Raw genomic sequence first — 14,839 nt, forward strand, 5'->3', positions numbered from 1 at the left:
ATTGACTGTTAAGGTTATTAACAATCAAGGCTGCTATTAACAATCAAGGCTCAAAGGGACGGCGTGAAAACTCCGTGTGGCCGCACTCAGGACATTTGCTCAAGATTTCCGGCGTATACACCGCTAAATTGAAATGGCAGTTTTCACATACCAGGTTCCCCAGCCCGACCACTTCCCCGCTATGATAAATCCCGTGATGGTTGACATCCTTAAGGACTTCTTTCCATTCCAGTTGGGTTTTATCCGTCATATCCGCCAGTTCTTTCCACAGGCTTTCTTTAATCACCCGCATAAATACGCTGTCCGTGCCGTCATCTTCTGCTTCTGCCACAGCATGCTGGTTTTCAGAATAGCTGCGCGCAAACTCATGCAGGTCGCGTCTGACCGCCGAAGTTAACTGCTCAATCTGGATTTCAGACAATTTGCCTTCGTTTTGTAGCTCTGTACGGGCATCCTGCACCAGCGCGCTGATATCACGTTCCCCATTTTTTAACCGTTCAGTGAGTGAAGCCACCAGTTGGCGGTAAGATTGCGTAATATTGCTCATAATGTCTTCTCCTTGAACTGACGTAATCATTTGCCCGAGGCAAGCGTACTGACTTTATTTTAGCCGTAAATCCCTGATCCGTTGCGCAGATTATGTCGTGCTGGCTCGCAGATTATGAATATTGCGCCAATAGCGGACAGAAATCCCCTTTAGCCTTCGCTGGGTGTTGTTGCACCATCCGCTTATCAGCTATGCTATGCGGATCTTTTGATTAAAACTTTTTGAGCTACAGGCGTAGCTGTTTTCACTCACAGGACCACCGGCCGCCATGCAAGAGCAATACCGTCCAGAAGACATCGAGTCACACGTTCAGCTTCACTGGCAAGAGAAGCAAACCTTTAAAGTTACCGAACAGCCTGGCAAGGAGAAATATTACTGCCTCTCCATGTTGCCTTACCCGTCGGGTCGTCTCCATATGGGACACGTGCGCAACTACACCATCGGTGACGTGATTTCCCGTTATCAGCGTATGCTCGGCAAAAACGTTCTGCAGCCAATCGGCTGGGATGCTTTCGGCCTGCCTGCTGAAGGTGCTGCGGTAAAAAACAACACTGCGCCTGCGCCGTGGACATACGAAAACATCGAATACATGAAGAACCAGCTTAAACTGCTGGGCTTCGGCTATGACTGGGATCGCGAAGTGGCGACCTGCAAACCAGATTATTATCGCTGGGAACAATGGTTCTTCACCAAGTTGTACGAAAAAGGCCTGGTTTATAAGAAGACTTCCGCAGTGAACTGGTGCCCGCATGACTTGACGGTTCTGGCGAACGAACAGGTTATCGACGGCTGCTGCTGGCGTTGTGATACCAAAGTAGAACGCAAAGAAATTCCTCAGTGGTTCATCAAAATCACCGATTACGCCGATCAGTTGCTTAACGATCTGGACACGCTGGAAAGCTGGCCGGAGCAGGTGAAAACCATGCAGCGCAACTGGATTGGCCGTTCCGAAGGCGTGGAAATTACTTTTGACGTGGCAGAGAGCGACGAAAAAGTGACGGTTTACACCACCCGTCCGGACACCTTCATGGGCGCGACTTATGTCGCCGTGGCAGCCGGTCATCCGCTGGCGCAACAAGGTGCACAAAACAATCCTGCGCTGAACGATTTCATCGACGAATGCCGAAATACCAAAGTTGCCGAAGCAGAAATGGCAACAATGGAGAAAAAAGGCATGGCAACCGGTCTGTTTGCTATTCACCCGCTGTCCGGTGAAAAGCTGCCAATCTGGGTCGCTAACTTCGTTCTGATGGAATACGGCACCGGCGCCGTGATGGCCGTTCCGGGTCACGACCAGCGTGACTGGGAATTCGCCACCAAATATAACCTGCAAATTAAACCGGTTATTCTGAACCTTGATGGCAGCCAGCCTGATGTCAGCGCAGAAGCGATGACCGAAAAAGGTACGCTGTTCAATTCAGGTGAATTCGATGGTCTGAGCCACGAAGACGGCTTCAATGCCATTGCCGACAAACTGGTTGCTCAGGGCGTAGGTCAGCGCAAAGTCAACTACCGCCTGCGCGACTGGGGGGTTTCCCGTCAGCGTTACTGGGGGGCGCCAATCCCGATGATCACGCTGGAAGACGGTACCGTTATTCCTGCGCCAGAAGATCAGTTACCCGTCATCCTGCCGGAAGACGTCGTAATGGACGGCATCACCAGCCCGATCAAAGCCGATCCTGAGTGGGCGAAAACCACTGTGAACGGTATTCCGGGTCTGCGTGAAACCGACACCTTCGATACCTTCATGGAATCTTCCTGGTATTACGCGCGTTACACCTGCCCGCAATATGACGAAGGTATGCTGGATCCGGCAGCCGCCAACTACTGGCTGCCAGTCGATCAGTATGTGGGTGGTATTGAACACGCTATCATGCACCTGATGTATTTCCGCTTCTTCCACAAACTGATGCGTGACGCAGGTCTGGTCGATTCTGACGAACCGGCAAAACGTTTGCTGTGTCAGGGTATGGTTCTGGCCGATGCCTTCTACCACACCGGCAGCAATGGCGAGCGTATCTGGGTTTCCCCGACGGATGCCACGGTTGAGCGTGACGAAAAAGGCCGCATCACGAAAGCCACCGATCCGCAGGGCCGCGAGCTGGTTTACGCCGGCATGAGCAAGATGTCCAAGTCTAAAAACAACGGCATCGACCCGCAGGTTATGGTAGATAAATACGGCGCCGATACCGTGCGTCTGTTTATGATGTTCGCTTCTCCGGCTGAAATGACGCTGGAATGGCAGGAGTCTGGCGTTGAAGGCGCAAACCGCTTCCTGAAACGTGTCTGGAAACTGGCATTCGAGCACACTGAAAAAGGCGCAACCGTTGCTCTGGACGCAGCGTCACTGAACGAAGCGCAAAAAGATCTGCGTCGTGACCTGCATAAAACTATCGCTAAAGTCACCGATGATATCGGTCGCCGTCAGACCTTCAATACTGCAATCGCTGCCGTGATGGAGCTGATGAACAAACTGGGGCGTGCTCCGCAAGAGACTGAACAGGATCGTGCGTTGCTTCAGGAAGCGTTGCTGGCGGTTGTGCGTATGCTCTATCCGTTCACCCCGCACGTTTGCTTCACACTCTGGCAGTCACTGAAAGGTGAAGGCGATGTCGACACCGCGCCGTGGCCACAGGCTGACGAAAAGGCAATGGTTGAAGACTCCAAGCTGGTCGTGGTACAGGTGAACGGTAAAGTGCGTGCTAAAATCACCGTAGCCGCTGATGCTACCGAGCAGCAAGTGCGCGAGCGTGCGGCAGAAGAGCATTTGGTCGCAAAATATCTGGATGGGGTTACGGTTCGCAAAGTAATCTACGTCCCGGGCAAACTTCTTAACCTGGTTGTAGGTTGAGTCAAGGAGGATCTGTGCGACATCCCTTAGTGACACTGCTGCTGACCGCCGCAGTTATGGTGACAGCAGGTTGCGGATTCCATTTACGTGGAAAAACCAACGTTCCCGACGAACTGCAAACAATCGTTTTAGACAGTGGGGATCCGTATGGTCCGATGACTCGTAATATCAGGACTCAGCTGCGCCTCAGCAATGTGACCATTGTTGATGATCCAACCAAACAGCAGCGTAAGGATATTCCTTCGCTGCGCGTGGGTGCAGAGTCAGTAGGTCAAAGTACCGCGTCGATCTTCCAGGACGGTAAAACCGCTGAGTACCAGATGGAAATGAATCTGAGTGCAACCGTACTGATGCCGGGTAAAGACATTTATCCAATCCACGTGAAAGTGTTCCGTTCGTTCTTTGACAACCCGTTAACGGCGCTGGCAAAAGATAACGAACAGGACATTATTATCGATGAAATGCGTCAGCAGGCTGCACAGCAACTGATCCGTAAGTTGCTGACCGTTCATGCGTCTGAACTGCATAAAGCTGAAGATGTCGGCGGACGTGAGGTAGAAGTCATTTCTACCAGTACATCCGCTGCCAGCAAGTCGTCTGAGGATGCCACAGAGGTATCACCAACGACATCGTCCAGCACTTCTGTAAAATGATCCGAGTTTATCCGGAACAACTTGCCGCGCAGCTCCGGGAGGGGCTGCGCGCTTGTTATGTGTTATGTGGCAACGATCCTTTGTTGCTGCAGGAAAGTCAGGACAGCATCCGTAAAGCGGCACAGCTGGCTGATTTTCAGGAGCATTACACCTTTATCATTGATAACCATACTGAATGGGAGTCAATCTTCAGCATCTGTCAGGCTCTGAGTCTTTTCGCAAGCCGTCAGACTCTGATGCTTATCCTGCCTGAAAATGGCCCGACAGCGCCGGTAGCCGAACAACTCCTCAGGCTGACGACGCTATTGCATGAAGACATTCTGCTGTTATTACGTGGAACAAAGCTCACCAAAGCTCAGGAAAACAGTGCATGGTTTAAAGCACTGAGTGATCGGGGCGTTTTCGTCAGTTGTCAGACGCCTGAACAGGCTCAGTTGCCGCGCTGGGTTTCACGCCGTGCGAAAGAGTTATCCCTTGAGCTTGATGAACCTGCCAACCAGCTTTTGTGTTACTGCTATGAAGGCAACCTTCTGGCGTTAGCGCAGTCTTTGGAACGCCTCTCCCTGCTCTATCCTGATGGCAAACTCACGCTGCCACGCGTGGAAGAAGCCGTGAATGATGCCGCGCATTTTACGCCATACCACTGGCTGGATGCCCTGCTTGCGGGGAAAAGTAAACGCGCCTGGCACATTTTGCGTCAGCTGCAGCAGGAAGACAGCGAACCGGTTATTTTACTGCGCACCGTACAACGTGAACTTCTGATGTTGTTGAATCTGAAACGTAAAATGGATACGACCCCGCTGCGCACGTTGTTTGATCAGCAAAAAGTCTGGCAAAACCGCCGGGCGCTGGTGACGCAGGCGCTGCAACGCCTGACACTTGAGCAACTTTCTCAGGCCGTACGTTTACTGACTCAAATGGAAATTACGCTAAAGCAAGATTACGGTCAGTCAGTCTGGTCGGAGCTTGAAAGCCTCTCCATGCTATTATGTGGAAAACCATTACCCACCCATTTCGCTGGTTTGGGTTCGTATTGAAGTCAGGTATCAGTATGCCGCGTAACACCTCTTTTACTTCATCCTCAAGCTCAGCACCGTTGCTGGCCTTTTTTGGCGGCACGTTCGATCCGATCCATTACGGTCATCTGAAACCGGTAGCCAGTCTGGCGAAAATCGCCGGGTTTGATCAGGTGATCCTGCTGCCTAATAATGTCCCGCCGCACCGTCCTCAGCCCGAGGCCAGTGCACAGCAACGCCTGCAGATGGTGGAACTTGCTGTCGCCGCCGATCCGCTTTTTTCTGTGGATGCCCGTGAACTGACGGTGGATACGCCCTCCTACACCATTGAGACACTTGCAACGTTACGTAAAGAACATGGCGATGATTGCCCGCTGGCGTTTATCATTGGTCAGGATTCATTGCTGACGTTGCACAAATGGCACCGATGGGAGTCACTGCTGGATTTTTGTCATCTGGTGGTGATGGCGCGACCGGGATACAAAGAGCACCTGGATACGCCAGAATTACAGAAATGGTATGACGCGCACCGGGTGACTGATGCTGAAAAGCTGAAACAGAAACCTTGCGGATTCATTTATCAGGCCAATACGCCACTGCTGAACATTTCAGCGACTGAAATCCGTGAGCGGCGCCATGCGGGGCTTGATTGCTCAGATTTACTGCCAGCAGCCGTTGAGCACTATATTGAATCGCAGGGCTTGTACCGCCAGTAGCGAACGCGTGCTATACTGCGCCGCTTAATTTCGGCTCTCGATAACGCTACGTGACTCACCAATACAATGTATTGATTGTTAAACGTTTTAGGCTGTTTTCCTGATAACCGCTATGTTTATCCATCATGAGACTGATTGTCGCTTCGGTGCCGCACCGGCGCACGTCTTGTGGTGTCAATTGTTTCAAACATCCCCAGGGGGAACCTTTGCAAGGTAAAGCGCTCCAAGATTTTGTTGTCAATAAAGTCGACGACCTGAAAGCACAAGACATCATTGCCATTGATGTTAAAGGTAAATCAAGCATCACTGACTGCATGATTATTTGTACCGGCACATCAAGCCGCCATGTTATGTCCATCGCCGGGCATTTGGTTGAAGAAATTAAAGCCGTCGGTCTCGATGCGATGGGCGTGAAAGGCATCAACGAAGCTGACTGGGTCGTTGTCGATCTCGGCGAAGTGATCGTTCACGTTATGCAGGAAGAAAGCCGTCAGTTGTATGAGCTTGAGAAACTCTGGGGCTGATGCGTGAAGCTGCAACTTGTCGCCGTCGGCACTAAAATGCCTGACTGGGTACAAACCGGTTTTAACGATTATCTGCACCGCTTTCCTAAAGACATGCCGTTTGAACTGACTGAGGTTCCGGCAGGGAAACGCGGAAAGAACGCAGATATCAAACGCATTCTTGAGAAAGAAGGCGAGCTGATGCTGGCCGCAGTCGGTAAAGGGAATCGCATCGTGACGCTGGATATTCCAGGGACACCGTGGGAAACCCCGCAACTGGCGCAACAACTGGAACGCTGGAAACAGGACGGACGTAATGTCAGCCTGCTGATCGGCGGTCCGGAAGGGTTAGCCCCGGCCTGCAAGGCGGCGGCGGAACAGAGCTGGTCGCTCTCTCCGTTGACACTTCCTCACCCGCTGGTTCGGGTTCTGGTCGCGGAAAGTCTTTACCGTGCCTGGAGTATTACCACTAATCATCCATACCACCGCGAATAACGGGTGGTGAATGTCAGCAACATGAATTAAGTAGTGGGATGAAAATAGATCGTAACCCTTTTCGCGACTATACGGCTGAATCAGCCCTCTTTGTGCGCCGTGCACTGGTGGCGTTCATCGGCATTCTGCTACTTAGCGGTGTCCTGGCCTTCAATCTCTATAACCTGCAAATTGTCCGGTTTCAGGATTACCAAACCCGTTCCAATGATAACCGCATCAAGCTGGTGCCGATTGCGCCAAGCCGCGGGATTATCTATGACCGAAACGGCACCCCGCTGGCGCTGAACCGGACGATTTATCAGCTGGAGCTGGTGCCGGAAAAGGTCGATGATTTGCAGGCCACTCTCGAAGGCCTCAGACCCATCGTTGATCTCACCGATGAAGATATCGACAACTTCAAAAAAGAACGTCAGCGCTCGCGGCGTTTTACTTCTATTGCGGTTAAAACGGCCCTGACCGAAGTTCAGGTCGCGCGTTTCTCCGTGAACCAGTTCCATTTCCCCGGCGTTGAAGTCAAAGGCTATCAGCGACGCTATTATCCTTACGGCTCTGCACTAACGCACGTGATCGGCTACGTGTCGAAAATTAATGACCGCGATGTGGAACGTCTGGATAAAGACGGCATTCTCGCCAACTACGCGGCGACGCACGACATTGGTAAGCTCGGCATTGAGCGTTATTACGAAGATACCTTGCACGGTAAAACCGGCTATGAAGAGGTTGAAGTTAATAACCGCGGCCGCGTTATCCGCCAGCTTCACGAAGAACCGCCTCAGGCGGGGAAAGATATTTACCTGACTATTGACCTGCCTCTGCAACAATACATTGAAGTGTTGCTGACCGGCAGTCGTGCTGCCGTGGTGGTGAGCGACCCGCGGGATGGCGCAATCCGCGCTTTGGTGTCTAACCCAAGTTATGATCCGAATCTGTTTGTGGATGGCATCTCCAGCAAGGATTACAGCGGTCTTCTTAACGACCCGAACAAGCCGCTGATAAACCGTACCACGCAGGGTGTTTATCCGCCGGCCTCGACCGTGAAACCGTACATTTCGGTTTCAGCACTGACCTCGGGCGTGATCACTAAAAATACTTCGTTGTTCGATCCGGGCTGGTGGCAGTTACCGGGTTCGGACAAGCGTTACCGCGACTGGAAACACTGGGGGCATGGTCGTCTGAATGTCACCAAAGCCCTTGAGGAATCGGCTGATACCTTCTTCTATCAGGTGGCTTATGATATGGGGATTGACCGTCTTTCCGAGTGGATGGGCAAATTTGGTTACGGGCATTACAGCGGCATCGATTTATCAGAAGAACGCAGCGGTAATATGCCCAACCGCGACTGGAAGTTTAAACGCTTCAAGAAGCCCTGGTATCAGGGTGACACCATCCCGGTTGGTATCGGTCAGGGCTACTGGACGGCAACACCGGTCCAGATCATGAAAGCCATGACCACGCTGATTAACGACGGCAATGTCAAAACACCGCATTTACTGCTGAGTACCAAAGTTGACGGGCAGCTTGTGCCTTATAAGCAACAGGAAACCACACAAATTGGTGATATTCATTCCGGCTATTGGGAAATTGCCAAAGACGGGATGTATGGCGTAGCTAACCGTCCGAACGGAACAGCGCGCAAATATTTTGCTGATGCGCCTTACAAAGCGGCGGCTAAATCCGGGACAGCACAAGTTTACGGTTTGAAAGCCAATGAAATCTATAATGCGCATAAAATCGCTGAGCATCTGCGTGACCATAAGCTGATGACCTCTTTCGCACCGTACGACAAACCGACCGTGGCCGTGGCCGTGGTGCTGGAGAACGGCGGTGCAGGTCCGGCAGTGGGGACCATTTCCCGCCAGATACTCGACCATATTTTACTGGGCGACAATACGACACAATTACCGGCTGACGCGCCAGCGCCGCCGGGAACCGAAGGTGATTAACCGTCAATGACTGAGAACCAACAGAAAAGATCATTGTGGTCGAAAATGCATATCGACCTGACGATGTTACTGATCATACTTGCGCTGCTGACGTACAGTGCGTTTGTCATGTGGAGCGCCAGCGGTCAGGACATGGGCATGATGGAGCGTAAAATCGGCCAGATCCTGATGGGTCTGGTGATCATGCTGGTCATGGCGCAAATCCCGCCCCGCGTTTATGAAAGCTGGGCGCCCTATCTTTATATCTTCTGCGTCTTCCTGTTAGTGCTGGTGGATGCCTTCGGCAGTATCAGTAAAGGCGCGCAACGCTGGCTCGATCTGGGCATTATCAAATTTCAGCCGTCAGAACTGGCGAAAATTGCCGTGCCGTTAATGGTCGCACGCTTTATTAACCGCGACGTGTGTCCGCCGTCACTGAAAAATACCGCCATCGCACTGGCACTGATCTTCATCCCTACCCTGCTGGTGGCAGCGCAGCCCGATCTCGGCACCTCGATTCTGATTGCGGCCTCCGGTCTGTTTGTGCTGTTCCTTTCCGGTATGAGCTGGAAACTGATCGCCGTCGCCGCCATTCTGGTTGCCGCGTTTATCCCGATTTTGTGGTTCTTCCTGATGCACGATTATCAGCGTGACCGCGTGATGATGTTACTGGATCCGGAAAGCGATCCGCTGGGTGCCGGCTATCATATTATTCAATCGAAAATCGCTATCGGTTCGGGCGGACTTTCCGGCAAAGGCTGGCTGCACGGTACCCAGTCACAGCTGGAATTCCTGCCGGAACGACACACCGACTTTATCTTTGCAGTACTGGCCGAAGAACTGGGCCTGATTGGCGTGCTGGTGCTGCTGGGGCTATACCTGTGTCTGATCATGCGTGGTCTGGTGATCGCCGCCAATGCGCAAACGACATTCGGGCGCGTAATGTCCGGCGGACTGATGCTGATTCTGTTCGTTTATGTCTTTGTTAACATCGGTATGGTCAGTGGTATTGTCCCGGTAGTTGGGGTACCTTTGCCTCTGGTCAGCTATGGCGGGTCAGCACTCATCGTGCTAATGGCAGGGTTTGGTATCGTCATGTCGATACATACTCATCGAAAAATGTTGTCAAAAAATTTATAGAGGTGAGCAATGCGTAAGGAGTGGCTTGGAGCTGTCATTATCGGTTTGCTGTTAAGTGGTTGTGCCACTGACGATACCCAGCAACAACAACCGGCACCGCAACAAGCCTATAACGGCCCGGTGGTGGAAATCGGCGGGGCTGATCCGCGTTACGAACCTTATAATCAGGGCACGATGCAGGATTATACCGTTAACGGTAAAACCTATAAAATCGTCAAAGACCCGTCGAACTTCTCTCAGGTCGGTCAGGCTGCCTGGTATGGCCAGGAAAATGGCGGCAATACCACTGCAATCGGTGAAGAATTCGATCCGACCGCTATGACTGCCGCCCACCCGACGCTGCCGATCCCAAGCTATGTTCGCGTCACCAACATGGCAACAGGCCGTATGCTGGTTGTGCGTGTTAATGACCGTGGTCCTTATGTGCCGGGCAAAATCATTGACCTGTCACAGGCAGCCGCAGATCGCCTGAATCTGACCAACAGCACTAAAGTCCGTGTCGATTTCATCAACGTGGCACAAGACGGCACATTGTCTGGTCCGGGTACGATTGGTACGACTGTCGCTAAACAATCTTATGCCCTGCCGTCACGTCCAAGTTTAGGGGCCAGCAACATGGGCACGCCGACGCTGACCGCTCAGCCGGTGGATACCTCAGACGTGCGCCCGATCAGTAACAGCACCCTGAGCAATCCAAATGCTGCCCCCTTGACCAATGATGAAGATAACAACGCCACCGTAGCCGCAGCGCCAGCAGCAACCACCATGTCCGGTAACAGCGGCAGCGGCGGATTCCTCAGCGCGCCAACGCCACTGCGTCAGGGCGTGTTAGAAAGCAGTGAACCTGTGGCAGCACCGGTTGCTGTCGCCAATACCGCACCGGTCGCCGCGGCTACAGCCACCGCAGCGCCTGCGCATACTACAGCGGTTCCTTCATCAGGTTATATGGTGCAGGTTGGCGCACTGAGTAATCCTCAGAACGCGCAGTTATGGCAAAAAAGCCTCAGCCAGCGTTTTTCTGTACCAGGCAAAGTGCAGGCTAATGGCAGCACCTACCGCGTGCAGCTTGGGCCGTTCAGTACCCGCCAGCAGGCCGAACAGTTGAAACAGCGACTGGCCAGCGAAGCCCAGCAGCAGTCTTTCATCACTGCCAGCATGTAATTTAGAAATGCGGGGCTGCGGCCCCGTTTTTATAAGGACCCTGTCTTATAAAGACTTTGTCTTATAAGTAAAAGTCAGTAAGCGCCGGTAATCGAAGATGTCTGACTTATGACTCTTCTGCTATAGTGGCGCACGTTTATCACTTACTCCCACGGATGTTGTTGTCCCGATCATGAAACTTGTAAATACTTCACGTTTAGTCAAAAGCCTCGCATTTGGCACCGTAATCACTTTAAGTGCAGCGTCCGCCTATGCCGACGATGTTAATTTAAAAACAATGATCCCTGGCGTTCCGCAAATCGATGCTGAAGCCTATATCCTGATCGACTACAACTCCGGTAAAGTTCTGGCAGAAATGAATGCCGACGCACGCCGCGACCCTGCCAGCCTGACAAAAATGATGACCAGTTATGTTATTGGTCAGTCCATTAAAGCTGGCAAAATCTCGCCAACGGATATCGTGACCGTCGGTCAGGATGCCTGGGCAACCGGTAATCCGGTGTTCAAAGGCTCCTCACTGATGTTCTTAAAACCAGGCGATCGCGTACCGGTTTCCGAACTGAACCGCGGGATCATTCTGCAATCGGGCAACGACGCCTGTGTAGCAATGGCGGACCATGTTGCCGGCAGCCAGGACGCTTTCGTTGCCATCATGAACAATTACGTGAACGCGCTGGGTCTGAAAAATACCCATTTCGGTACCGTTCATGGTCTTGATGCCGCCGGTCAGTACAGCTCCGCCCGTGATATGGCGCTGATTGGTCAGGCGCTGATCCGCGATGTGCCGGAAGAATACGCCACCTATAAAGAGAAAGAATTCACCTTCAACAATATCCGCCAGATGAACCGTAACGGTTTGCTGTGGGATAACAGTCTGAACGTGGATGGCATTAAGACGGGTCATACGGATTCAGCGGGTTATAACCTGGTGGCTTCTGCGACTGAAGGCCAGATGCGCCTGATCTCTGCCGTCATGGGTGGTCACACCTACAAAGGCCGTGAAGTTGAAAGTAAAAAACTGCTGACCTGGGGCTTCCGCTTCTTTGAAACAGTTTCTCCGCTGAAGGCCGGGAAAGAGTTTGCGTCAGAGCCTGTCTGGTTCGGCGATACCGACCGTGTTGCGCTGGGTGTCGAAAAAGATGCTTACCTGACGATCCCGCGTGGCCGTATGAAAGATCTGAAAGCCAGCTATGTTCTGAACACCCCGGAACTGCACGCTCCATTGCTGAAAAATCAGGTGGTTGGCTCAATCAACTTCCAGCTTGATGGTAAAACCATTGATGAGCGCCCTCTGGTGGTCATGAACGAAGTGAAAGAAGGTGGCTTCTTCGGTCGCATCGTGGACTACATCAAACTGATGTTCCACCACTGGTTCGGTTAAGTTACTGCTTGAAAAAGTTTGCAACAATCCCCATATAACCGGTATAGATTATGGCTCCCGCTACGGCGGGAGTTATACTTTCAGAGACAAAACTTAACACGCTGTACAACACGCTGGAGTGCACATGAAAACCAAACTGAACGAACTGCTCGAATTCCCTTGTCCCTTTACTTACAAAGTAATGGGCCTGGCACAACCCGAGCTGGTGGACCAGGTTGTGGAAGTCGTGCAACGCCATGCGCCTGGTGACTACAATCCTCAGGTAAAACCGAGCAGTAAAGGGAATTACCACTCCGTTTCTATTACGATCACTGCCACCCACATCGATCAGGTCGAGACCTTATACGATGAGCTGGGCAATATCGAAATTGTCCGCATGGTGCTGTAAGCCCTTTCTGACCGATACGCGCGGGAGCCACAACACTGTCGCGCGTTCTCCCCTTCTCTGACTGACGATAACTGCCGTGCAACCACATAACCCGCAAGAACGTATCGTACTGCGCCAGCTTGGCCTTCAGCCTTATGAGCCTGTTTCTCTGGCCATGCATCATTTTACTGAGCACCGTAATGCTGACTCACTTGATGAGATCTGGCTGGTTCAGCATCCGCGTGTCTTTACGCAGGGTCAGGCAGGCAAAGCTGAACATGTTCTGATGCCCGGTGATATTCCGGTTATCCAGAGCGATCGCGGTGGTCAGGTGACGTATCACGGTCCCGGTCAGCAAGTGATGTACGTGATGGTCGATCTCAAGCGAAAAAAACTCGGCGTCCGTCAGTTGGTTACGGCTATTGAACAAACGGTGGTCGATACGCTGGCACATTTCTCCATTGATGCTTATCCGCGGGCTGATGCGCCGGGTGTGTATGTCGATGGAAAAAAGATTTGTTCGCTCGGTTTGCGTATCCGTAAAGGCTGCTCGTTACATGGTCTGGCACTGAATATTGATATGGATCTGGAGCCTTTCCACCGCATCAATCCCTGCGGATATGCCGGCCTTGAAATGACACAGGCCAGTCTCGAAAAGCCCGGCTTAACCGTCGATCAGGTCATGCCCGTTCTGGTGAAATCCTTTAATCATCGCCTTGATTATCAGCAGGTTGATTATCTGCCGTGGCAAATTGAACACTATTCCTCTTCGGCGGAATGATTTTTCAGATTCAAAAACTGCGTCATAAAATCTGCTGCGAAAAAATATTTACACATCATTAACACCCTCTCGCCCACAAGGGGTGCTTGTGAGAAAAGCTAATATTTTCAATCCACTGAAATCATTTCAGGATTGTTTTTTCGAGAATTATTCTTGTTTAAGGTTAAATAATTGCAGCATTTAGCACTCCAGGCCATGACGAAGGGCTGAACGTAGTCATGCTTCGATGATATAATTTCCGCATTATTTCTACTTTTTTTGATGAATCAGCCAGTTCATTGAATGTCCTGAAAAAACTCGGGTAACGAGTGATAAACCTGGAAGCTGCGAGATTATGAGTAAACCGATTCAGATGGAACGCGGCGTCAAATACCGCGATGCAGACAAGATGGCGTTAATCCCGGTGAAAACCGTGGTCAGTGACCGGCAGGAAATGTTACGTAAGCCGGCATGGATGAAAATCAAATTACCTGCCGACTCAACAAAAATTCAGGGCATTAAATCAGCGCTGCGCAAGAACGGCCTGCATTCTGTCTGTGAAGAAGCAGCTTGTCCTAACCTTTCCGAATGCTTCAACCACGGCACTGCGACCTTCATGATCCTGGGGGCTATTTGTACCCGTCGCTGCCCGTTCTGCGACGTGGCGCATGGTCGCCCGACCGCACCAGACACTAACGAGCCGGAAAAACTGGCGCAGACCATCTCTGATATGGGCCTGCGTTATGTGGTGATTACTTCTGTTGACCGTGACGACCTGCGTGATGGCGGTGCCCAGCACTTTGCTGACTGTATTACTGCAATCCGCGCGAAAAATCCGACCATCAAAATCGAAACACTGGTGCCGGATTTCCGTGGCCGTATGGATCGCGCACTGGACATTCTCAACGCCAGCCCGCCGGATGTGTTTAACCACAATCTGGAAAACGTGCCGCGCGTTTACCGCCAGGTTCGTCCTGGTGCGAACTACGAATGGTCCCTGACCTTGCTGCAACGCTTTAAAGAAGCGCACCCGGATATCCCCACCAAGTCTGGCCTGATGGTCGGTCTGGGTGAAACGAACGAAGAAATCATCGAAGTGATGCGCGACCTGCGTCGCCACGGTGTGACTATGCTGACGCTCGGCCAGTACTTACAGCCAAGCCGTCACCATTTGCCGGTTCAACGTTACGTGAGCCCGGAAGAGTTTGATCAGATGAAAGAAGCAGCGATGGAAATGGGCTTCACCCATGCAGCCTGCGGTCCGTTCGTGCGTTCTTCTTATCACGCCGATCTACAAGCCAAAGGCTTAGAAGTTAAATAAAGTCTT

The 14,839-nt window shown here is 51.9% G+C and carries 14 protein-coding genes; 13 read left to right on the plus strand and 1 reads right to left on the minus strand.

All coding sequences use genetic code 11. The annotated features are described in order from the left end of the window. Window positions 1-43 precede the first annotated feature (43 nt). On the minus strand, window positions 44-547 hold the full coding sequence (locus J1778_RS16555; RefSeq protein ID WP_217174103.1) for a zinc ribbon-containing protein: 504 nt from the start codon (window positions 545-547) through the stop codon (window positions 44-46). Window positions 548-815: 268 nt separating this feature from the next. Between J1778_RS16555 and leuS the strand changes: the two genes are divergently transcribed. The 13 genes from leuS (at window position 816) to lipA (ending at window position 14,833) form a co-directional block, all read left to right on the plus strand. After that, window positions 816-3,398 (plus strand): leucine--tRNA ligase, encoded by a 2,583-nt coding sequence (gene leuS / locus J1778_RS16560; RefSeq protein ID WP_217174104.1) that lies wholly within the window; start codon window positions 816-818, stop codon window positions 3,396-3,398. A gap of 14 nt (window positions 3,399-3,412) precedes the next feature. Beyond that, entirely contained in the window at window positions 3,413-4,051 is a 639-nt protein-coding gene (gene lptE / locus J1778_RS16565) for an LPS assembly lipoprotein LptE (RefSeq protein WP_217174105.1), read from the plus strand. Further along, entirely contained in the window at window positions 4,048-5,088 is a 1,041-nt protein-coding gene (gene holA, locus J1778_RS16570; protein ID WP_217174106.1) for a DNA polymerase III subunit delta, read from the plus strand. The genes lptE and holA overlap by 4 nt, the downstream gene beginning before the upstream one ends. 14 nt (window positions 5,089-5,102) lie before the next feature. After that, window positions 5,103-5,783, plus strand: coding sequence for a nicotinate-nucleotide adenylyltransferase (gene nadD / locus J1778_RS16575; RefSeq protein WP_217174107.1), 681 nt, complete (start codon window positions 5,103-5,105; stop codon window positions 5,781-5,783). Between the two features lie 206 nt (window positions 5,784-5,989). Beyond that, a complete protein-coding gene (gene rsfS / locus J1778_RS16580) occupies window positions 5,990-6,307 on the plus strand; it encodes a ribosome silencing factor (protein WP_217174108.1) in 318 nt (105 codons plus the stop codon). 3 nt (window positions 6,308-6,310) lie between these two features. Then, window positions 6,311-6,781, plus strand: coding sequence for a 23S rRNA (pseudouridine(1915)-N(3))-methyltransferase RlmH (gene rlmH, locus J1778_RS16585; protein ID WP_112287631.1), 471 nt, complete (start codon window positions 6,311-6,313; stop codon window positions 6,779-6,781). 38 nt (window positions 6,782-6,819) lie between these two features. Continuing rightward, window positions 6,820-8,724, plus strand: coding sequence for a peptidoglycan DD-transpeptidase MrdA (mrdA, locus tag J1778_RS16590; protein ID WP_217174109.1), 1,905 nt, complete (start codon window positions 6,820-6,822; stop codon window positions 8,722-8,724). Window positions 8,725-8,730: 6 nt separating this feature from the next. After that, on the plus strand, window positions 8,731-9,843 hold the full coding sequence (gene mrdB / locus J1778_RS16595; protein WP_112287630.1) for a peptidoglycan glycosyltransferase MrdB: 1,113 nt from the start codon (window positions 8,731-8,733) through the stop codon (window positions 9,841-9,843). 9 nt (window positions 9,844-9,852) lie between these two features. Continuing rightward, window positions 9,853-11,004, plus strand: a complete 1,152-nt coding sequence (gene rlpA / locus J1778_RS16600; protein ID WP_217174110.1) for an endolytic peptidoglycan transglycosylase RlpA — start codon at window positions 9,853-9,855, stop codon at window positions 11,002-11,004. Window positions 11,005-11,176: 172 nt separating this feature from the next. After that, a complete protein-coding gene (gene dacA, locus J1778_RS16605; protein ID WP_217174111.1) occupies window positions 11,177-12,385 on the plus strand; it encodes a D-alanyl-D-alanine carboxypeptidase DacA in 1,209 nt (402 codons plus the stop codon). 124 nt (window positions 12,386-12,509) lie between these two features. Further along, window positions 12,510-12,773, plus strand: a complete 264-nt coding sequence (gene ybeD / locus J1778_RS16610) for a DUF493 family protein YbeD (RefSeq protein WP_013576500.1) — start codon at window positions 12,510-12,512, stop codon at window positions 12,771-12,773. 76 nt (window positions 12,774-12,849) lie between these two features. Beyond that, window positions 12,850-13,533, plus strand: coding sequence for a lipoyl(octanoyl) transferase LipB (gene lipB, locus J1778_RS16615; RefSeq protein ID WP_112287627.1), 684 nt, complete (start codon window positions 12,850-12,852; stop codon window positions 13,531-13,533). 334 nt (window positions 13,534-13,867) lie between these two features. Continuing rightward, window positions 13,868-14,833: a lipoyl synthase gene (lipA, locus tag J1778_RS16620; protein WP_217174112.1), complete on the plus strand. Its 966-nt coding sequence runs from the start codon at window positions 13,868-13,870 to the stop codon at window positions 14,831-14,833. The last annotated feature ends 6 nt before the right edge of the window (window positions 14,834-14,839 follow it).

It is taken from the genome of Rahnella bonaserana, from assembly GCF_019049675.1.
In the GTDB taxonomy this organism is placed as follows: Bacteria; Pseudomonadota; Gammaproteobacteria; order Enterobacterales; family Enterobacteriaceae; genus Rahnella; species Rahnella bonaserana.